The organism is Paraburkholderia sp. BL25I1N1 (assembly GCF_003002025.1).
In the GTDB taxonomy this organism is placed as follows: domain Bacteria; phylum Pseudomonadota; class Gammaproteobacteria; order Burkholderiales; family Burkholderiaceae; genus Paraburkholderia.
In genome coordinates, this window is sequence record NZ_PVZB01000016.1 from 66,292 (window position 1) to 87,261 (window position 20,970).

At 61.0% G+C, this 20,970-nt stretch carries 17 protein-coding genes; 4 read left to right on the forward strand and 13 right to left on the reverse strand.

Features of this window, described 5'->3' with window-relative positions; all coding sequences use genetic code 11:
- Positions 1 to 113 precede the first annotated feature (113 nt).
- Positions 114 to 884 carry a hypothetical protein gene (locus B0G73_RS23840; RefSeq protein ID WP_106283713.1) on the forward strand — a complete coding sequence of 257 codons (771 nt, stop codon included), beginning with the start codon at positions 114 to 116 and terminating at the stop codon, positions 882 to 884.
- Between the two features lie 57 nt (positions 885 to 941).
- Here B0G73_RS23840 and B0G73_RS23845 read toward each other — a convergent pair whose 3' ends face one another.
- Positions 942 to 2,315: a site-specific integrase gene (locus tag B0G73_RS23845; protein WP_181196634.1), complete on the reverse strand. Its 1,374-nt coding sequence runs from the start codon at positions 2,313 to 2,315 to the stop codon at positions 942 to 944.
- Between the two features lie 439 nt (positions 2,316 to 2,754).
- On the opposite strand from B0G73_RS23845, the gene B0G73_RS23850 reads away from it, so the two are divergent.
- Positions 2,755 to 3,213, forward strand: a complete 459-nt coding sequence (locus B0G73_RS23850) for a histidine phosphatase family protein (protein WP_106283715.1) — start codon at positions 2,755 to 2,757, stop codon at positions 3,211 to 3,213.
- 329 nt (positions 3,214 to 3,542) lie between these two features.
- Positions 3,543 to 4,355: a GNAT family N-acetyltransferase gene (locus tag B0G73_RS23855; RefSeq protein WP_106283716.1), complete on the forward strand. Its 813-nt coding sequence runs from the start codon at positions 3,543 to 3,545 to the stop codon at positions 4,353 to 4,355.
- A gap of 120 nt (positions 4,356 to 4,475) precedes the next feature.
- Here B0G73_RS23855 and ppx read toward each other — a convergent pair whose 3' ends face one another.
- Positions 4,476 to 6,101, reverse strand: coding sequence for an exopolyphosphatase (ppx, locus tag B0G73_RS23860; protein WP_106283717.1), 1,626 nt, complete (start codon positions 6,099 to 6,101; stop codon positions 4,476 to 4,478).
- Positions 6,102 to 6,301: 200 nt separating this feature from the next.
- Here ppx and ppk1 point away from each other — a divergent pair, with 200 nt between their 5' ends.
- On the forward strand, positions 6,302 to 8,365 hold the full coding sequence (gene ppk1 / locus B0G73_RS23865; protein WP_106283718.1) for a polyphosphate kinase 1: 2,064 nt from the start codon (positions 6,302 to 6,304) through the stop codon (positions 8,363 to 8,365).
- A 100-nt stretch (positions 8,366 to 8,465) separates the two neighbouring features.
- Here ppk1 and phoR read toward each other — a convergent pair whose 3' ends face one another.
- From phoR to B0G73_RS23920, 11 genes are all read right to left on the reverse strand, one after another.
- Positions 8,466 to 9,779, reverse strand: coding sequence for a phosphate regulon sensor histidine kinase PhoR (phoR, locus tag B0G73_RS23870; RefSeq protein ID WP_106283719.1), 1,314 nt, complete (start codon positions 9,777 to 9,779; stop codon positions 8,466 to 8,468).
- A 109-nt stretch (positions 9,780 to 9,888) separates the two neighbouring features.
- On the reverse strand, positions 9,889 to 10,590 hold the full coding sequence (gene phoB, locus B0G73_RS23875) for a phosphate regulon transcriptional regulator PhoB (RefSeq protein ID WP_006051991.1): 702 nt from the start codon (positions 10,588 to 10,590) through the stop codon (positions 9,889 to 9,891).
- A gap of 26 nt (positions 10,591 to 10,616) precedes the next feature.
- A complete protein-coding gene (phoU, locus tag B0G73_RS23880; RefSeq protein WP_106283720.1) occupies positions 10,617 to 11,321 on the reverse strand; it encodes a phosphate signaling complex protein PhoU in 705 nt (234 codons plus the stop codon).
- A gap of 27 nt (positions 11,322 to 11,348) precedes the next feature.
- Positions 11,349 to 12,197 carry a phosphate ABC transporter ATP-binding protein PstB gene (gene pstB, locus B0G73_RS23885; protein ID WP_106283721.1) on the reverse strand — a complete coding sequence of 283 codons (849 nt, stop codon included), beginning with the start codon at positions 12,195 to 12,197 and terminating at the stop codon, positions 11,349 to 11,351.
- Between the two features lie 17 nt (positions 12,198 to 12,214).
- A complete protein-coding gene (gene pstA / locus B0G73_RS23890) occupies positions 12,215 to 13,111 on the reverse strand; it encodes a phosphate ABC transporter permease PstA (RefSeq protein WP_106283722.1) in 897 nt (298 codons plus the stop codon).
- Positions 13,108 to 14,109 carry a phosphate ABC transporter permease PstC gene (pstC, locus tag B0G73_RS23895; protein ID WP_106283723.1) on the reverse strand — a complete coding sequence of 334 codons (1,002 nt, stop codon included), beginning with the start codon at positions 14,107 to 14,109 and terminating at the stop codon, positions 13,108 to 13,110. The genes pstA and pstC overlap by 4 nt, the downstream gene beginning before the upstream one ends.
- Before the next feature lie 160 nt (positions 14,110 to 14,269).
- Positions 14,270 to 15,301, reverse strand: coding sequence for a phosphate ABC transporter substrate-binding protein PstS (gene pstS, locus B0G73_RS23900; RefSeq protein ID WP_106283724.1), 1,032 nt, complete (start codon positions 15,299 to 15,301; stop codon positions 14,270 to 14,272).
- A gap of 539 nt (positions 15,302 to 15,840) precedes the next feature.
- Positions 15,841 to 17,199 (reverse strand): phosphoglucosamine mutase, encoded by a 1,359-nt coding sequence (gene glmM, locus B0G73_RS23905; protein ID WP_106283725.1) that lies wholly within the window; start codon positions 17,197 to 17,199, stop codon positions 15,841 to 15,843.
- A 28-nt stretch (positions 17,200 to 17,227) separates the two neighbouring features.
- Positions 17,228 to 18,142 (reverse strand): dihydropteroate synthase, encoded by a 915-nt coding sequence (gene folP / locus B0G73_RS23910; RefSeq protein WP_146144231.1) that lies wholly within the window; start codon positions 18,140 to 18,142, stop codon positions 17,228 to 17,230.
- Positions 18,143 to 18,210: 68 nt separating this feature from the next.
- Positions 18,211 to 20,100, reverse strand: coding sequence for an ATP-dependent zinc metalloprotease FtsH (gene ftsH, locus B0G73_RS23915; protein ID WP_012433842.1), 1,890 nt, complete (start codon positions 20,098 to 20,100; stop codon positions 18,211 to 18,213).
- A gap of 188 nt (positions 20,101 to 20,288) precedes the next feature.
- Positions 20,289 to 20,951, reverse strand: a complete 663-nt coding sequence (locus tag B0G73_RS23920) for an RlmE family RNA methyltransferase (protein ID WP_106283726.1) — start codon at positions 20,949 to 20,951, stop codon at positions 20,289 to 20,291.
- Positions 20,952 to 20,970 lie beyond the last annotated feature (19 nt).

Sequence of the window (20,970 nt, forward strand, 5' to 3'; positions counted from 1 at the left end):
AGTTTCGTTGTCCGTTCGCACCCGCAGTGGAATTTTCCGGAGACAATGCAATTTTCTGATCGCAAGCAGTTTCCGGAACTATCGCAAGCTCACTTCAGAGTGGAAAAAACAGCATGCCCATGAAAGACAATGTGTCGACTTGGCTCGAACCTTGGCACGAAGCCAGCCTTGATCTGCTGTCGGTAGATATGCGCGAGAGGGTAATCGCTGAGCTCGACCGACGGAATCGGGAGGTCGAAAGAAAGCAGCAGGAACGGGAGACTTCACTGAACAGGCTGGCGGCGTCTGTTGACATCATCACATCGGCAGCCATATCGGACGAACCTTTCTATAGGCTCGACAAGGCGATCGACATCACGGCTCGCGCCATCACCGAGGCGCTTCACGAGGTCCCTGCGGAGGAAGCACACACCTCGGAATACTGGGCCAAGACACTCGCAAACCATCGGGAACGTCTTCGCGCACTGGTCGAGCTGGGCCGCTTGACGGTATTCGACATGCACTCGGCCGGCACCTGCGTGTTCGAGTCCGGTTTGCCCGATTGGGCGCAATGCAATCACCTCGGTCTCGCGCGGTCCGGGATGGTCGACTTCGCGCGCTGTCAAGGGGTTGACATCAGCAGCGGTGCGCACAAACCCGAGAAGATCAGCAAAAAGAAGCAAGACACGATGCTTAAGGTAATAGCGGCACTGCTTTATTTGCGGTACCGGCCACAAACCAAGCTCGCGATCGCGACGGAAATAGAAAATTGGACTCAGTCAATCGACGGCGATGTCGCAGTCACCGCGAGAACGGTGACCGGCTACATCAAAGAGATCGGAGAATCCCTCGGCCTTTCGCGGAAGGACCTCGGCCTGATTGACCGGGATGGCGCACCAGATTGAATGCGCTGAAGAGTGACCTGAAGTTTCTGGTGGCAAACGCTCCTTTTTGCACCAAAACTAAACGTTCTCTGTTGAAGCAGCATCGTCGCGTTCGTTGCTCACCAGAATCGCAAGTCGTTCGCCCAGCCGTTGCCATGCGTCCTTCATTTCACTCGAATAGTCGTGTTGCAGGTACACCCGGTCCAGCTTGTCGGTGCGAGCATGGTTGAGGCAGCGATGAACAATGCTTTCGGACACGCCAAGACTTTGCATTAAGGTCCCGCATGTACGCCGCAAGTCATGACACCTCCACTGCCCGCCTTCCAACACAAGTGCATCAATGTTTTCTGTGCGTCCGGGCAGCGGCTTGCTATCAATGCGCTGACGGTCGGCGAGAGCTTTTCCAATGGTCTGGTTGTTGAGGGCTGCAGTGCGATCCCTATTTGATGGAAAAACCCAGTCGCCGCGCAATTCTTCTGGTAGTTTTTCACGCCATGACCAGAGCGCCGCAAAATGCGCTCGTACAAAGTCTGACATTTGCACATTAAGGGCGACTCCTGATTTTGTGTTTTCTGCAGGGACGTGCCACGACATGCTTTCCAGATCAACATGCGACCAGCGGGCAGCCACTGTCTCGCCTACGCGCGTGCCGACTGAGAGCATGATCCATATGGCCGAACGGATCACGAGGGAAAGGTCGGCTTTGGGCAACAACCGAGCCAGCGCGCGGATTTCATCCTCGCTCAGCACTCTGTCACGCTCGTTGTCGCGAACGGGATCGTAGCCGCCGCTAACAATGTCTTCCGGTCGAATTGCCAAAATGTCGCTGCTCGCAAGCAGACGCTTCCACGGTTGGTTTTGGTCACCCCAACGAAACATTTGCTTGAGATCGACCAGCAACGCCGTCGCCTGTCGATTTGCGCCACCGTCCGCAATGCGGATGAGGATTGGCCTCACATCTGCGGCGTACAACTCCGCGAGAAGTTTGCCGCCAATTTCACCCATTACGAACTTCGAGAATGTCCGAGCGACTTCTGCCCCGCCGTCTTTCCGGCCGCGCTTGCCTCGTTTCGTTGCGATGGTGGGAAACCATGCGGCATATAAATCTTGCACGTTCATTGCGTCAGTTCGTTGCTGCTCGCGTTCGCGGCGTTGCGCTTCGAGGTCCTCCCTGACTTTGCGCTGATGATCGACGCCGCTCCGTCCTAGCGCGCGGATCGCGGCTGCCTCATGCCGGGCATCGGCAAGCGACAAATACGCGGCATCGGTATTCGGGCCGTATCGACGCGGCAGGGTGACTGTTGTTTCCTTCCCGTCAGCGGTGTATCTCACCTGCCACATTTTCGCGCCATCCGCCGTGACTCGGAGACGCAGGCCGTCGCCATCCACCAGGAAGTACGCCTTGTCCTTGCTTTTTGCCGATTCGATAGCTCTAACTGTAAGCTTCCCCACGCTCCCTCCGCTGCAAACCAATCCGTTACCGTCATGTTACCGGAAGCGAGCCGATTTTTGGCGGAGTTCGCCGACTGCAGGCGAACGATAAAATTGACTTCCTCCTTATAAATCAACGAATAGCAAATCGTCTCCGGTGTTTGACGAACATTGACGAAATAAGTGGAAAGTGATTTGGGATCAGAGGGTCGAAGGTTCGAATCCTTTCGCTCCGACCACGAAAAGCAACACGAGACCCGCGTAGCCTCCGGCTTCGCGGGTTTTTGCTTTTTTGGGCATTTTCAAGCTCACGGGCTCCCGCCCGCGATATACCGGGCGTGCTTACAGGGTTGCCCGAGCCATTGCCTTGCGGCCCGACGAGTCCACGTGCGACAGTGACTGAAACCTGGCGCAGGCCTGATCGGGCTCAAGCGCCGCAAGCACAGTGAAGGAGACACGCATGGATCTGATTCTCTGGCGTCACGCCGAAGCCGAAGACTTCGCCAGCACCGACCTGGCGCGAGCGCTCACCACCCGAGGCCGCAAGCAGGCGCAAAACGTCGCCAAATGGCTGCGCACCCGCCTGCCCGACGACGCCGTCGTGCTCGCTAGCCCTGCTGTGCGTACCATCCAGACTGCCGAGACGCTGAGCGATCAATATCGCGTGGTGCGCGAACTCGCGCCCAACGCAAGCGCGGACGACGTGCTCAACGCCGCGGGCTGGCCCAAAGGCATCGCGCAAACGGTGGTGATCGTCGGCCATCAGCCGACGCTCGGCCACGTCGCCGCCCGGCTGCTCGGCAATAGCGACGCGAGCTGGCCGCTGAAGAAAGCGGGCGTGTGGTGGATCGCGAGCCGCGAGCGCGACGGCGACGACCAGGCCGTGCTGCGAGCCGCCATGACTCCCGATCTCGTCTGAGCCGGATTCGCTTTAACCAGGCGGGGGTTGCGCCCATAAAAACCCACGCGTCACACGAAACGGCGCCGAAGCAGCCAAACCGATCACACGCGTCACCCACAGCACCGGGATCTCACCATCCCGGCGCTTGAATCGCCCCCACCCGTTTCCTCCATCTCCCACGTTTCGCGCGGAAACAACACTCGTCGTCCCCACTTGCGATATTACAAGCCGCGGGCACGCAGCTTACGGGCAGTCATCCAATCGTCATGGGTTTGCCATGCGAGCGTCACCAGGCGTTACTACATTGGCGAAAAAAGAAATCTCCCTTTTTTCGACCAGGACCCCCAATGCGAGAACTGCCGACGCCTACCCTGCCCCTCGCTTCGATCTTCGAGTCGCGCCGTCTGCCGCGCGCCGAGGAAACGGTCACCGCCCAGCATCGCCTGCAAGTCACGTGGGCTCGCACCGACGAAGAACTGCGCGAGGCCCAGCGTCTGCGCTACCGCGTGTTCGCCGACGAAATGGGCGCACGGCTGACGGGCCCCGCGGGTCTCGACGTCGATTCGTTCGACGCCTACTGCGATCACCTACTGGTTCGCGATCTCGACACGTTGAAAGTGGTCGGCACGTACCGCGCGTTGCCGCCGCATCAGGCCGCGCGTATCGGCCGTCTGTATGCGGAAAGCGAATTCGACGTGTCGCGTCTGACGCACCTGCGCGCCAAGATGGTCGAAGTGGGCCGTTCGTGCGTGCACCCCGACTATCGCAGCGGCTCGGTGATCATGTCGCTGTGGGCCGGCCTTGCCGCCTACATGAAGCACAACGGCTATGAGACGATGCTCGGCTGCGCGAGCGTGGCGATGGTGGACGGCGGCCACTACGCGGCGAATCTGTATTGCTCGCTGCGCGACAGCGCGCTGACCGCGCCGGAATATCGCGCGTTTGCGCACACGCCGCTGCCGGTCGATGAACTGCAAACGGGTGCCGAGGTGGCGCCGCCGCCGCTGGTGAAGGGTTATCTGCGTCTCGGCGCGAAGATTTGCGGCGCGCCGGCATGGGATCCTGATTTCAATACCGCGGACTTTCTGACGCTGTTCCGCTTGTCCGATATCAATGCACGTTACGCTCGCCACTTCCTCGGCGATGCGCTGCCGCGCTGAGCGGATCCGCGCGCAAGACGCGCTGTGACGCGCGTCGGCGAAGCAAAAACAAGCGGCCACAAAAAAGCCCGGCACCGGCCGGGCTTTCTCATTCATCCGCAGTGCGCCATGCGCAAGGCTTCATTCATCCGTATAAACCACGCGATACGGAATGCCGACCTTCTCCCACTCCGCGGCTTCCTGAATCAGGCTGTAGTCGGTCAACGGATTGTTGGCCACCCACTCGTTCGGCAACCGCACCTCGTAACCGCCGTTGACCTGTGTCACCGAGATGCCCGGCAAGCCAACGTCGGCACGCCGGCGGCACAGCAGCGCCGCGAGCCGCAGACAGAACAGCAGCGGCCACTCCACTTCGCGCGTTTGCGATAGCTTGCCGAGCTTGCCCGCATGACCGAGCACAAGCGCGGCGAGCCGCGCCTGATCGGTGCGCGAAAAGCCCGGCATGTCCGCGTTGCTGGCGATGTAGGCCGAATGCTTGTGATACGCGCTGTGCGAGATCGACAGACCGATTTCGTGCAGCGCAGCCGCCCAGCCGAGAAACATCCGGTTCTCGACGCGGCGTTCTTCGTCGGGTTCCTCGAACTGTTCGTAGAAGCGCACCGCGAGTTCGCCGATGCGTCCCGCCTGCGCGCGATCCACGCCATAGCGGCGCATGAAGCCTTCCACCGTGACCGTACGCATGTCTTCGTGCTGCGAACGGCCTAACAGGTCGTATAACACGCCGAGGCGCAGCGCGCCGTCCGTCGTGTCGACGTAATCGACACCGAGTTCGTCGAACACCGCGATCATGATCGACAGGCCGCCGGCCAGCACCGGAATGCGATCGCCCTTCAACGCGACGAGCTTCAGCCGGTTGACGTTCTCCGCCTTGATCAGCGCGCGCTTGAGGCGTTCGAGCCCGCCGCGCGAGATGCCGTGCGTGACGCCCGGATCGTTGAAGTTATTGGCCTCCACCAATTCGGCCAATGCACGCGCGGTGCCCGACGAGCCGATCGCCTGCTCCCAGCCGGTCTTCTTGTACTCGGCGGAAATGATCTGGATTTCGCGGCCGGCGGCGAGTTCGGCCTGGCGCATCGTGTATTCGTCGACGTTGCCGGCAGGGAAAAACGCCCGGCTATGACTCACGCAGCCGATATACAGGCTCTCCATCTTGATGGGCGTGTAATGCGAGCCAATGATGAATTCCGTCGAGCCGCCGCCGATATCGACCACCAGACGTTTGCCCGGACTCGCGGGCACGGAGTGTGCAGCGCCCGCGTAAATCAGGCGCGCCTCTTCACGCCCGGCGATCACTTCGATCGGGAAACCGAGCGCGGCTTGCGCCTCACCGAGAAATTCGCCGGCATTCTTGGCGATGCGCAATGTATTGGTAGCGACCGCGCGAACGTGATCGGGATGAAAGTCGCGAAGACGCTCGCCGAAACGCTTGAGCGCGTCCCAGCCGCGCACCTGCGAAGCTCGGTCGAGCATCTTGTCGCGCGACAGACCGGCGGCCAGACGCACCGGCTCACGCAAGGCATCGACCTGGTAGATCTGGCTGCCCGCGTCGGTTTCCTCGACCCGGCCGACAATCAGCCGGAAGCTGTTCGAACCGAGATCGACGGCGGCGAGGAGTTGCGGAGTATTGACCATCGAGTAAGCGGACTCCATGCGCGCGAGCGCGGCGGCGTTGGATGCGGGAAACGCTCCGTGTCCATCGGGTGCCCTGGGCGCCTGACGGCCGGCCGCGCGGTTCAAAGACGCCATTCTAAGCGTACCGGGCCTCACGATGTCACCTCGCAGCAATGGGGGTGGCCGATGGTCCCATACAGACTGCGTCATATTGACGACACGAGGCGATTACGGCGTAGAATAAATAATCGAGAATGTCATAACAACGTCATCATACTGTGAGAATTTCCGAGCGTCTTTCCGCCTCTCTTCCTGACATTCCATTCTCGCTGCCGATGTCCATCCGCTACCCCTTATTGAATCGCGAGCTGGGCATTCTGGGTTTCAACGAGCGTGTGTTGGCACAAGCTGCCGACCCAGCCGTCCCTTTGCTCGAACGCCTGCGTTTCATCTGCATCACCAGTAGCAATCTCGACGAATTCTTCGAAGTCCGCATGGCCGGGCTGCAGGAACAGATGCGCGACAACCCCGGCGCGCTATCGCCGGACGGCATGTCGCTGCAGCACGTGTACGACCTCGTGGTCGAACGCGCGCAGAAACTCGTGCATCGCCAGTACACCATGCTGCACGACACGGTGCTCACCGCGCTCGAAGCAGAAGGCATCTATTTTCACGGCACGGAAGCGTGGAACGAAGCGCAGACCGAATGGGCGCGCAACTACTTCTTCGACGAACTACTGCCCGTGCTCACGCCCATCGGCCTCGATCCGGCGCATCCGTTTCCACGCGTGCTCAACAAGAGCCTGAACTTCGTCGTGGAACTGGAAGGCAAGGACGCGTTCGGCCGTCAGGCGATGATGGGCATCGTGCAGGCGCCGCGCGCGTTACCGCGGCTCGTGCGCATGCCGCAGGAACTGTCGGGCTACCCGCATGGCTTCGTGCTGCTGAGCTCCCTGTTGCAACGCTTTGTCGGCGAACTGTTTCCGAACCTCGTGGTGCGCAGCTGCAATCAGTTTCGCATCACGCGCAATAGCGAACTGTTCGTCGACGAAGATGAAATCACCAATCTGCGCGTCGCGTTGCAGGGCGAATTGCCGGCGCGGCATCTGGGCAACGCGGTGCGCCTCGAAGTGTCGGCGGAAACGCCCACGCATGTCGTGCGGCGCCTGCTCGACGAAAGCGGCCTGTCCGACAAGGATTGCTATTACGCCGACGGCCCCGTCAATCTGGTGCGGCTGATGCAATTACCGGAGATGGTGGACCGCCCCGATCTCAAGTTCGTGCCGCACATCCCCGCGATTCCGCCGCAGGTCGCCAACAGCGCCAGCATGTTCGACGTGATCGATCAGGGCGACGTGCTGCTGCATCATCCGTACGAAAGTTTTCAGCCGGTGCTCGAATTGCTGCTGCAGGCAGCCAAAGATCCGAACGTGGTCGCGATCAAGCAGACCATCTATCGCACCGGCACCGATTCGCCGCTGATGGACGCGCTGATGCAAGCGGCGCGCAACGGCAAGGAAGTCACGGTCGTAGTCGAACTGCTCGCGCGTTTCGATGAAGAAACCAACATCAACTGGGCCTCGCAGCTCGAAGCAGTCGGCGCGCACGTGGTGTACGGCGTGGTGGGCCACAAGTGCCACGCGAAGATGATGCTGATCGTGCGGCGCGTGTCGGTGGGCGGCAAGACCACGCTCAAGCGCTATGTGCACCTCGGCACCGGCAACTACCATCCGCGCACGGCGCGTCTTTATACTGACTTCGGTTTGATGACCGCCGACCAGAAAATCTGCGAAGACGTGCATCACGTGTTCCAGCAACTGACCGGCATTGGCGGAGAACTGAAGCTGCACGAGTTGTGGCAATCGCCATTCACGCTGCATCCGAAACTCGTCGAAGCGATCCGCGCCGAAGCCGAGCATGCGCGCGCCGGCAAGAAGGCGCGCATTGTCGCGAAGATGAATGCGCTGCTCGAACCCACGGTGATCGCCGAGTTGTACGAGGCCGCGCAGGCGGGCGTCAAAATCGATCTGATCGTGCGTGGCGTGTGTTCGTTGCAGCCTGGCGTAGCCGGGTTGTCGGAGAACATCACCGTACGCTCGATCGTTGGGCGCTTTCTCGAACACCATCGTATCTTCTACTTTTACGACGGTGGCAAGGAACAGGTCTATCTGTCGAGCGCCGACTGGATGGACCGCAATTTCTTCCGGCGTGTTGAAGTCGCATTTCCGATCAACAACCGGCGTTTGAAGCGGCGTGTGATCGCTGAAGGTCTGTCTGCGTTTCTCGGCGACAATCAATCCGCGTGGCTGATGCAAAGCGACGGCCATTACCGGCGCCGCCGGCCGGGCAAGTCCTCGCGCAACGCGCAGATGAGTCTGTTGGGGAAATTCTGTTCGTAGCGTGAGTGACTGCGCTCGCTTCGGCGGGCCGCCAACAAAAGTGGTACGCGCAAAAAAGCCCGCTATGTGCGGGCTTTTCTTCATGCCGACGCGGCTACGCTCAAGCCGGCGCCGGTTGCCGGCGCGCCGTGCGATACACCGGAAAGCGCACGGTGAACGTGCTGCCGCGCCCTTCCTCGCTCTTCACATCGAGTTGCGCATCGTGACGTTGCAGCACATGCTTGACGATCGCAAGACCGAGGCCCGTGCCGCCGGTATCGCGCGAACGGCTGCGATCGACGCGATAGAAACGCTCCGTCAGCCGCGGTATGTCCGCGGAGGGAATGCCGAGTCCGCTGTCCGTCACCGAAAATATCGCATTGCCGCCCTGCGCGTGCCAAACCACTCTGATCGCGCCACCGTCCGGCGTGTAGCGGATCGCGTTCGTGACGAGGTTGCCGAGCGCGCTGAGAATTTCCGTCTCGACGCCGGTGACCGTGAGCCCTTCGTCGGCATCGAATGTGATCTTGTGATGATCGCTCGACAGGCTTTCCGCGTCGTCGTGCAAATGCCGCAACACCGCGCGCATATCGATCATCTGATCGCTCGGCGGTTTGTTGTCGCCTTCGAGTTTGGCGAGCACGAGCAAATCGTTGACGATGTGGCGCATGCGCGAAGCCTGCTGCTCCATCAGTTCGAGATAGCGCGAACGTTCGCCTTCGCTCAATGGCAACTCGCGCATGGTCTCCAGAAAACCCGACAGCACCGTGAGCGGCGTCTTCAGTTCATGCGACACATTGGCGACGAAGTCGCGCCGCATTGCATCCGTGCGTTCGAGCTCGGTGATGTCTTGCGACAGCACCAGTTTGCGATTCTCACCGTACGGAAACACCTGCACCGACAGCACGTTCTGCCGCTTGTCGCCCATGCCGCGCATGATCAGCATTTCTTCGTAGCGATGCGAATTCAGATAGCGAACGAAGTCCGGCTGGCGCACCAGATGTGTGATGTGCTGGCGCAGGTCGCGCTTCGCGTCCAGGCCGAAATGGAGTTCGGAGATCGCGTTGCACCACTCGATCTGGTCGTGATCGTCGAGCATGGCGACGCCGTTAGGCGAGGCCTGGATCGCCTGAATAAAGCGCGAGTGCTGTTGCTCGACCGAGCGCACCTGGGCGTGCCAGCGCTTCGCGAGCTTGTGCAGACGGTAGTAGATTTCGCCCCAGATGCCGGGGGCGCTCGGCACTTCGCCATAAACCGGCGCGTCGAGCAAACGCCACAGGCGCTGCTTATGAAAGGTGCTGAAAAGGCTCTGCGCGAGCAGCATGACGATCGCGAGGACGAGCGCCGCCTTGACGTTCACGAGTGCGCCGACCACCGCGCACAGAACAGCCAGCAGCACGACCGACACGATGGAGCGCGCCCAGATGATGTTCATGGTCTAGCGATCGAAGAGAAAAGCCTATGCGCCGGGATGAAAATCGCGGCGCCTATGGTTGCGAACAGACGTACCCGACGCGGGCGGCGCAACGCCGCTAATGCGCGCCTCAGGCGCTCTTCGCAAGCCGGTAGCCGCTGCCGCGTACCGTCTCAATCATAGCATCGCACCCGGCGGGCTTGAGCGCCGCGCGCAAGCGCTTGATATGCACATCGACCGTGCGCTCTTCGACGAATACGTGATCGCCCCACACCTGATCGAGCAGTTGCGTGCGGCTGTGCACGCGCTCCGGGTGCGTCATGAAGAAATGCAGCAGACGGAATTCCGTCGGACCGAGATCGAGCTTGATCTCGCTACCTTCCGCATGCGCGGCCACGCGGTGTGTGGCCGGATCGAGCTTGAGGCCATTGATCGCGACCACGTCTTCAGTCAACTGCGGGGCGCGGCGGCGCAACACCGCCTTGATGCGCGCCATCAGTTCCTTCGGCGAGAACGGCTTGGTGACGTAGTCGTCGGCGCCGATTTCGAGGCCGAGCACCTTGTCCTGCTCGTCGCCGCGCGCGGTCAGCATGATGATCGGGATATGCTTGGTGCGCTCGTTGTTGCGCAGATCGCGCGCGAACGCAATGCCCGATTTACCCGGCAACATCCAGTCGAGCAGGACAAGGTCCGGCAATACGTCGCTGATCAGGTTTTGCGCCTGCTCCGCGTTGTACGCGCGAATCGGGCAGTGTCCGGCGTGTTGAAGATTGACCGAAATCAATTCGGAAATGGCGGGCTCATCTTCAATGACGAGAATGCTGCTGGGCATCGGCACCTCTGGTCCTTATATCTGGATTAACTGAGTGCTTCGCGTTCGAGCGCGTCGCGCGACTTGTGCCGCACGTCCGTACCCTTCACGATGTAAATGATGAACTCGGCGATGTTCTTCGCGTGGTCGCCGATCCTCTCGATCGCCTTGGCGATAAACAGGAAGTCGAGGCCCACCGAGATCGAACGCGGATCTTCGGTCATGTACGAAATCAGCTTGCGCACGAAGGCGCGGAATTCTTCGTCGATCGCTTTATCGTCGCGCACGATCTGCGCGGCGGCGACCGTATCGAGGCGCGCGAACGCGTCCAGCGCGCGGCGCAGAATCGACACCGCCATTTCGCCCGACAACTTGATTTCAGCGATGTTGATGGTGCGCGACGCGCCGTCTTCCATCAAACGCTTGGTGCGCTTGGCGATCTTTTCGGCTTCGTCGCCGGCGCGCTCGAGATTCGTGATGGTCTTCGAAATCGCGATCAACAGACGCAGGTCACGCGCGGCCGGCTGACGGCGCGCGATGATGTTGCTGCACTCTTCGTCGATGTCCACTTCCATCTTGTTCAGACGCTCTTCTGCGGCGATCACCTGTTCGGCGATGTCGAGATCGAATTCGTTGAGCGCCTGCATGGCCTTGACGATCTGCGATTCGACCAGGCCGCCCATTTCGAGCACCTTGGAGGAAACCAGATTCAGGTCGGCGTCGAACTGGCTGGACAGGTGTTTGTCGGACATGTCGTACTCCCTTGTTTGTTCGGCGTGTTAACCGAAGCGGCCAGTGATGTAATCCTCGGTTTCCTTGCGGACCGGCTTGATGAAGATCTTTTCGGTGTCGCCGAACTCGATCAACTCGCCGAGGTACATATAGGCAGTGTAGTCCGAACAGCGGGCCGCCTGTTGCATGTTGTGCGTGACGATCACCACCGTGTAATCGCTCTTCAGTTCGGCGATCAGTTCTTCGATACGGCCCGTCGAAATCGGGTCCAGCGCCGAACACGGCTCGTCGAGCAGGAGCACTTCCGGACGGATCGCGATACCGCGCGCGATGCACAGACGCTGCTGCTGGCCGCCCGACAAACCGTAGCCGCTCTGGCCGAGCTTGTCCTTCACTTCGTTCCACAGCGCGGCCTTGGTCAGCGCCCATTCCACGCGGTCGTCCATCTCCGAGCGCGGCAGCGTTTCGAACATCTTCACGCCGAACGCGATGTTGTCGTAGATCGACATGGGAAACGGCGTCGGCTTCTGGAACACCATGCCGATCCGTGCGCGCAGCAGCGAAATATCGCGCTTGGATGTCAGCAGGTTTTCGCCGTCCATCAGGATCTCGCCTTCAGCGCGCTGTTCCGGATAGAGCGCGTACATCTTGTTCAGCGTGCGCAGCAGCGTGGACTTGCCGCAACCCGACGGGCCGATGAACGCGGTCACCTTGCCTTCGGGAATCTGCAGATTGATGTTCTTCAGCGCGTGATACTTGCCGTAGAAGAAGTTCAGGTCGTTGATCTCGATCTTCGGACGCGACGGCGCCTGCGACTGGCCGCTCTGGGCGGGATCGAAACCGGCGGGCGCGGTAGGGCGCGCGATCGGATTGAGTTGAGTTTCTGCCATATTCATCGGATTACACTCCGCCCTTACTTGTTCGAGAAGATCGTGCGCGCGAGGATGTTCAGTCCCAACACCGCGAGCGTGATCAGGAAGACGCCGGCCCACGCGAGCGATTGCCACTGCGCGAACGGGCTCATCGCAAACTTGTAGATCGTGACCGGCAGGTTCGCGACCGGCTGGCCCATGTCCATCGAGAAGAACTGATTCGACAGCGCCGTGAAGAGCAGCGGCGCGGTTTCGCCCGCGATACGCGCCACGCCGAGCAGCACGCCGGTGACGATACCCGCGATGGAAGCCTTCAGCGTGATTGACAGCACCATCTTCCACTTCGGCGTGCCGAGTGCGAAGGCTGCTTCACGCAGTGCGTTCGGCACCAGTTTCAGCATGTTTTCCGTGGTGCGGATCACGATCGGGATCTGCAGCAAGGCAAGCGCGAATACGCCGGCCCAGCCGCTGAAGTGGCCCATCTTCGCCACCACCAGCGCATAGACGAACAGGCCGACCACGATCGAGGGCGCCGACAACAGAATGTCGTTGATGAAACGCGTGACGCTCGCGAGCCAGCCCTTCTGGCCGTATTCGGCGAGATAGACGCCCGCCAGAATACCGATCGGCGTGCCGACGAAAGTCGCGAGTGCGACCAGCATCAGACTGCCGACGATCGCATTGGCGAGACCGCCGCCATCGGTGTTCGGCGGCGGCGTCGATTGCGTGAACAGCTCGACCGACAAGCCGCCGATACCCAGGCGCAAGGTCGTGTACAGAATCCAGATCAGCCACAGCAGACCGAACGCCATCGCGGCGAGCGACATGGTCAGCGCAACCGCGTTCTTCATGCGGCGGCGGCCTTGCAGACGCACACGCATTGCTTCGAGCGCGACGGCGTCGTTCGATCCCGGCATATTCAAAGTGGGCTGGCTCATTTCGCGCCCTCCCCTTTTTCGAGGCGAAGCAGCATGACCTTGGAGATCGCCAGCACGATGAAGGTAATCACGAACAGAATGAGGCCGAGTTCCATCAGCGCCGACGTATGCAGGCCCGGATCCGCTTCGGCGAATTCATTGGCGAGCGCCGACGTGATGCTGTTGCCCGGCGAAAAGAGCGACACGTTGTCGAGCAGATTGGTGTTGCCGATCACGAACGTGACAGCCATGGTCTCGCCGAGCGCGCGGCCCAGACCCAGCATCACGCCGCCGATCACGCCGCTCTTCGTAAAGGGCAGCACGATCTTCCACATTACTTCCCACGTCGTGCAGCCGATGCCGTATGCCGATTCCTTCAGCAGAACCGGCGTGACTTCGAACACGTCGCGCATCACCGAGGCGATATACGGAATGATCATGATCGCGAGAATCACGCCCGCGCACAGGATGCCGATGCCGATCGGCGCGCCCTGAAACAACGCACCGACAAACGGAATGCCGCCGAGCACGACGCCGAGCGGTTTTTCGAAGTACGTCGCGAAGATCGGCGCGAACACCAGCAGACCCCACATGCCGTACACGATCGACGGAATCGCGGCGAGCAGTTCGATCGCGATGCCGAGCGGGCGGCGCAGCCACGCGGGCGCGAGTTCGGTCAGGAAAAGCGCGATGCCGAAGCTGACGGGCACCGCGATGATGAGTGCAATGATCGAGGTGGCGATCGTGCCATAGATCGGCACCAGGGCGCCGAATTGCTTGCTGGGTGGATCCCAGTCGGCGGTCCACAGGAAGCTGAGGCCAAATTGCTTGATCGACGGCATGGACGCGACGATCAGCGAGACGATGATGCCGCCGAGCAGCAGCAAAGTGATGATGGCGGCGAAGCGCGCGAGACCGCCGAAGATCACGTCGCCGGCGCGGCTGGGCGCTTTCTGCTGCGACGCGCTGCCGGGCGGGGTCGACCTGCTCGCGCCGGGCGCTAATTGGATATCGGACATGAGAGCCTGATGGACCTGTTTCCAGTTGCCGTACGACACGTGTCATGCGGCCGGTAATGCCGGGGGTTAAAGCCATTGGCCGTCCTCACAGGAGGACGGCCAATGTGTTACGTACTGCCGATGCCGGGCGCTTTGCTCATTGCCGCACCCGTTGCTTCGCTTACTCGGCGATTGCCTTGCCCGAAGCGTCCTTCACCTTCGCCTTCCATTGCGTGCGGATTTCCGCCACGACCGAATCCGGCAGCGAGATGTAGTCCAGATCGTTTGCGGCTTGCGTGCCGTTCTTGAACGCCCAGTCGAAGAACTTCAGCGTTTCTGCGCCTTGCGCCGGCTTGTCCTGCGCCGTGTGCAACAGCACGAAGGTCGCGCCGACGATCGGCCATGCGTTCTTGCCCGGCTCGTTCGTCAGGATCTGATAGAACGACTTCGACCAGTCCGCGCCTGCTGCCGCTGCCTTGAAGGTCTCCGTCTTCGGCTCGACAACCGTGCCCGTCGAGTTCTTCAGCGCGACATACGTCATGTGGTTCTGCTTCGCGTACGCCCATTCCACGTAGCCGATTGCGCCCGGCAGACGTTGCACGAAGGCCGCGACGCCGTCGTTGCCTTTGCCGCCCGTGCCCGTCGGCCAGTTGACCGTGGAACCTTCACCGACCTTCGACTTCCAGTCTGCGTTGACCTTCGACAGATAGTTCGTCCAGATGAAGCTGGTGCCCGAACCATCGGCGCGGCGAACCACGGCGATGTCGGTATCCGGCAGCTTGACCTTCGGGTTCAGCGCAACGATCGCCGGATCGTTCCACTTCTTGATCCTGCCCAGATAGATGTCGCCGAGCACTTCGCCCGACAGCGTCAGTTCAGCCGGCTTGACGCCCGGCACATTGACGACCGGCACCACGCCGCCGACCACCGTCGGGAACTGGAACAGGCCTTCCTTGGCGAGTTCGTCGTCCTTCAGCGGAGCGTCCGAACCGGCGAAGTCGACGGTCTTCGCGACGATCTGCTTCACGCCGCCCGACGAGCCGATGCCTTGATAGTTAACCTTGCCGCCGCCCGACTTCTGATACGAGTCGGCCCACTTCGTGTAGATCGGTGCTGCGAAGGTGCTGCCCGCGCCGGTGATGTCTGCGGCTTGCGCTGCGATCGCGAAAAGCGCGCCAGCGACGCCAGCGAACACGGTTTGCATCAATTTCATGAGACCTCCAAAGGTGTGAGCGGTGTGAGCGTGTAAGACGAACACCGCGAAGCTTAGGGTCTCTTTGTGACAGTAACGTGACTTAACGTGAAACGGATGTGACAGTAAGATTACACGACTGAAAGCCGACAAGTCAGGGAAAACCTGATCTTCCGGCGAAAGTCGTGACGTTCTCTAGATTAGGCGAAGAAAGATGGGGCGCGAACGTTTGCGAGTGCGTGTTCGCGAAAAAATATGCGGTGTGGGTCGTGCGGCAATGGGCCGCGGGTGGGAGGGTAGTTCGAGCGTGGCTATGAGCGTTGGGAATGGATTTTGATTTTGTGTTTTTCGGCGCTAACCCACTTTGCGATGTGCCTTTTGCGCGGTTCGCTAACTGAGTCGGCAACGCGTGTCACGTGGGGTGTGACGCGCTGTGGTCAATTGACGCAAGTTGACGCGTGGTGATTGCGGAGCCGAACGCAGACTAAGCGCAGCGAGCGAGGGCGTCAGGACACGATGCGCATCGTCCCAACGTCCTTGCCGCCGCAAGCGCGTGTGGCTTACGCCGTAGCCTCTTTGACCGCGCCGGCAATCGATTCCGCATGAAGAAGTGCGTCGGCGGCACTTTCCGCTTCCACCATCACGCGCAGCACCGGCTCCGTGCCGGACGCACGGATCAGCACACGGCCGCGGCCGTTCAGCGCGCTTTCCGCCTTGGCAATGGCGCGGCGGATTACGTCGCTACTCTTCCAGTCCGCGCCAGGCTTCATGCGCACGTTGATCAGCTTCTGCGGGAACAGCGTGACGCCGTCGAGCAGGTCGGCGAGCGTTTTCTCGCTGCGCTTCATGGCTGCCAGCACCAGCAACGCCGAGACGATGCCGTCGCCCGTGGAATGCCGATCGAGCGAAAGAATATGGCCGGAGCCCTCGGCTCCCAGTTGCCAGCCGTGTTCGCGCAACTGCTCGAGCACGTAGCGATCGCCGACCGCCGCGCGCACGAACTTCACGCCGGCTTCCTGCAACGCCACTTCCACCGCCATATTGGTCATCAGGGTGCCGACTGCGCCGTCCACTTTGCCGTCGGTCGCGACACGGTCCTTGACCAGGATGTAGAGCAGTTCGTCGCCGTTGTAGAGACGCCCTGCCGCGTCGACCATCTGCAGACGGTCGGCGTCGCCATCGAGCGCGATGCCCAGATCCGCATGATTCGCGCGCACGGCGCGCACCAGCGCATCCGGCGCGGTCGCGCCGACACCGTCGTTGATGTTGAAGCCGTTCGGCGCGACGCCGATCGGAATCACTTCGGCGCCGAGTTCGTGGAACACGTGCGGCGCGACGTCATACGCAGCGCCATGCGCGCAGTCGACCACCAGCTTCAGGCCGTGCAGGTCGAATGCCGCCGGGAACGTGCTCTTGCAGAACTCGATGTAGCGGCCCGCCGCGTCGTCGAGACGCCGCGCCTTGCCGAGTTGCTCGGATGCCGCGCAGGCGAGCGGCAGATCGAGTTGCTCCTCGATCTGCGCTTCCACTTCGTCCGGCAACTTGTTGCCGTCGGCGGAGAAAAATTTGATGCCGTTGTCGTAGTACGGGTTATGCGATGCACTGATCACCACGCCCGCGGCGAGCCGCAACGCGCGCGTCAGGTAGGCGATGCCGGGAGTCGGCATCGGACCGGCCAGCATCACGTCCACACCCGCTGCGGAGAAACCTGACTCGAGCGCGGCTTCGAGCATGTAGCCCGACACCCGCGTGTCTTTGCCGATCAACACGGTTGGCCGCGTGCCACTTTTGGCCCAGCGGTCCGCGCCTGCCAACACCTTGCCGGCCGCGTAGCCGAGCCGCAATACAAACTCCGGCGTGATCGGTCCTTCGCCGACTTTGCCCCGAATGCCGTCCGTTCCGAAATAACGACGTGCCATGTTTTATCTTCCTCCTTGGCTTGTGGGTTCAACCGCGCGCGCGGCTGTGCTTCGCCGCGTCGCGCATGGCTGCCCATACTTTCAATGCATCTACAGTTTGCGCGACGTCGTGTACACGCAGAATCGCAGCGCCCCGTTCAGCGGCGCACACGGCCGCCGCAATACTCCCCGCGACGCGTTCCGGCGCCGGGCGTTCCACCACCGCGCCGACCATCGACTTGCGCGACATGCCGGCAAGAATGGGATATGGCGGCTCAGCTCGCGGCGCCGTGTCCGGCAGATGCGCGAGCAGCGTGTAATTATGCTCGACTACGGTCTTGCCGAAGCCGAAACCTGGGTCCACGCTGATACGAGCACGCGCAATGCCCGCCTGCTTGAGCGCCGCGACCCGCTCCTCGAGAAAATCGCGAACCTCGCTCACCACATCGTCATAGGCGGGCTCACCGACCTGCATGGTCTGCGGCTCGCCGAGCATGTGCATGACGCACACGCCACATTGACTGTCGCGCACCGCGTCGATTGCGCCCGGCATGCGGAAGCCCCAGATGTCGTTGATCAGATCGGCGCCGGCGGCCAGCGTATGGCGCATCACTTCAGGCTTGTAGGTGTCGATCGACAACGGCACATTCGCGCCACGCAGTTGCTCGACGAGCGGGATCACCCGCTCCAGTTCTTCGTCGAGCGACACCGGCGGCGCGCCCGGACGCGTCGATTCGCCGCCGATATCGATAATGTCGGCGCCGTCGAGCATCATACGCTCGGCCTGGCGCAACGCATCGCCGCGCATTGCGTATTTGCCGCCGTCGGAAAATGAATCGGGAGTGACGTTCAGAATGCCCATGACCAACGGGCGTTCAAAGGTCAGCTTGAAGCGGCCGCACTGCAGCGGCTCGGGAATAGACAAAAAAGGGAATTCGACTTTCGACACGTGGAAGTGCTTCATGCAAACGGATAAATGCAAAACGGGCCGGTGTGAAAACACACCGGCCCGCACTTTCTACTGGTCGCCTATCAGGCCGGCGCGGTTGCGCTGCCCGGTTTGACCTCGGTGCCCGGGCTACCGCCCGACGAGGCGTCGGTTGCCGACGGCGGCGAGCTCTTCGGCGAACGCGGCGGACGGCCTGCCATGATGTCGTTGATCTGATCGGCGTCGATCGTTTCCCACTCCATCAGCGCGGCGGTCATCGCTTCGACCTTGTCGCGGTTCTCGTCCAGCAGGCGCTTCGCGAGATTGTATTGCTCGTCCAGCACGCGACGAATTTCGGCATCGACCTTCTGCTGCGTCGCTTCCGAAATGGTGCGCGTAAAGCCGCGGCCAAACGGCGTGGCGTCGTTTTCGTCGTCGACGTAGACCATCGGTCCAAGTGCGTCCGTCATGCCGAAGCGGGCCACCATGGCGCGCGCGGTTTGCGTGGCCTTGTTGAAGTCGTCCGACGCGCCGGTGCTGAGCAGGTTCAGGAACAACTCTTCCGCGACGCGGCCACCGAACAGGATCGCCAGGCGATCCAGCAGGTAGTCCTTCGAATACGTTTCGTTGTCATGCTCCGGCAACTGCCAGGTCACACCCAACGCGCGGCCACGCGGAATAATCGTGACCTTGTGCACCGGATCGGCCTTCGGCAACAGCTTGGCGATCACCGCATGGCCCGACTCGTGGTAAGCCGTAGCACGCTTCGATTCTTCGCGGATCACAGCCGACTTGCGCTCCGGACCCATGAAGATCTTGTCTTTCGCGTCTTCGAAGTCGTTCATTTCAACGATGCGCTTGCCGCGGCGAGCCGCAAACAAAGCGGCTTCGTTCACGAGGTTCGCCAGATCGGCGCCCGAGAAGCCCGGCGTGCCGCGTGCGATCACCGCTGCATCGACGTCGTTCGAAATCGGCACCTTGCGCAGGTGAACCTTCATGATGTGCTCGCGGCCGCGAATGTCCGGCAGACCGACGTACACCTGACGGTCGAAACGGCCCGGACGCAGCAGCGCCTTGTCGAGCACGTCCGAGCGGTTCGTTGCGGCGATCACGATCACGCCCGAGTTCGCTTCGAAGCCGTCCATCTCGACCAGCATCTGGTTCAACGTCTGCTCGCGTTCGTCATTACCGCCGCCCATGCCGGCGCCGCGATGACGACCGACCGCGTCGATTTCGTCGATGAACACGATGCAAGGCGCATGCTTCTTGGCCTGCTCGAACATGTCGCGCACACGAGCCGCGCCGACACCGACGAACATTTCGACGAAGTCCGAACCCGAGATGCTGAAGAACGGCACTTTCGCTTCACCCGCGATAGCACGCGCCAACAGCGTCTTACCGGTTCCCGGCGGCCCAACCAGCAGCACGCCGCGCGGAATGCGTCCGCCCAGCTTCTGAAACTTCTGCGGATCGCGCAGGAAGTCGACCAGTTCGGAGACTTCTTCCTTGGCTTCGTCGCAACCGGCGACGTCGGTGAAATTGATTGCGTTGTTGTTTTCGTCGATCAGACGTGCACGGGATTTGCCGAACGAGAACGCACCACCTTTCCCGCCCCCCTGCATCTGTCGCATCATGTAGAACCAGAAGCCGATGATCAGGATCGTCGGTCCGAGGTAGTACAGCGCGGACACCAGCGCATTGGGTTCGTCATCAGCCTTGCCGCTCACCTGAACGCCATACTTCATCAGATCGCCGACCATCCAGATGTCGCCGGGCGACACGATCTGGTACTTCTGGCCGTCTGCTGGAGTGACCGTGAGGTTCCGCCCCTGGACAATGACGTTCTTGACTTTGCCGTTCTTCGCGTCGTCCATGAACTGCGAATAGGAAACGCCTTCCTGGACACGGGGCTTGTCGAACTGCTTGAACACCGTAAACAGCACCAGTGCGATAACCAGCCACACTGCTGCTTTCGAAAACATATTGTTGTTCAAAGCACCACTCCTTCACTTAGACGGGCGCCTATATTTGCCTTGCGGCACCACGAAAGCATTCTAATCCAGTCCGCAGACCCCTGCCATAAGGTTTCACTACCACAGAAATAGGACAGCGGGTCAGTGCCGCACCCATTTCCGAGGCCATGATCGCATTATCGGCAGATGCGGAACCGTCCTGCAGCGTCCTATGCGGGCCGCTTGAGATGCTTACCCAAAATAAACGTTTCTGACGATTTGTCCCGCGACGCTTTCGGCTTACGGGCCGCCACCACCTTAAATTGATGCTTGAACTTTTCGACAATCTGGCTGTAACCGCTGCCGTGAAAGCATTTGACTAAAAGGGCACCATCCTGCTTGAGGTGATTTTGTGAGAATTCCAGCGCGAGATCGCACAGATGCTCGATTCGCGCGGCATCCGCCACCGCCACTCCCGACAGGTTGGGCGCCATATCCGAAATTACAAGATCAACCTGGCGTTCGCCGACCAATTCTTCCAGTTGACCGACCACGCTGTCTTCGCGGAAGTCGCCCTGAATAAAAGTGACGTCGGCAATCGGCTCCATCGGCAGGATGTCCAGCGCGATGATCGTGCCGTCGATGCCACCTTCGCGCTCGGCGTCGCGCTGCGAACCCTTGGCAAGCTTGTTACGCGCGTACTGACTCCAACTGCCGGGCACCGAACCGAGATCGACGATCACCTGGCCGGGACGGATCAGCTTGTCCTGTTCGTCGATTTCCTTGAGCTTGTAGGCCGCGCGGGCACGATAGCCCTCCCGCTGCGCCATTTTTACGTACGGGTCGTTGATGTGATCATGCAACCACGCCGTGTTGAATTTGTTTTTTGCCATTAAGCGTTGAACTCTTGCT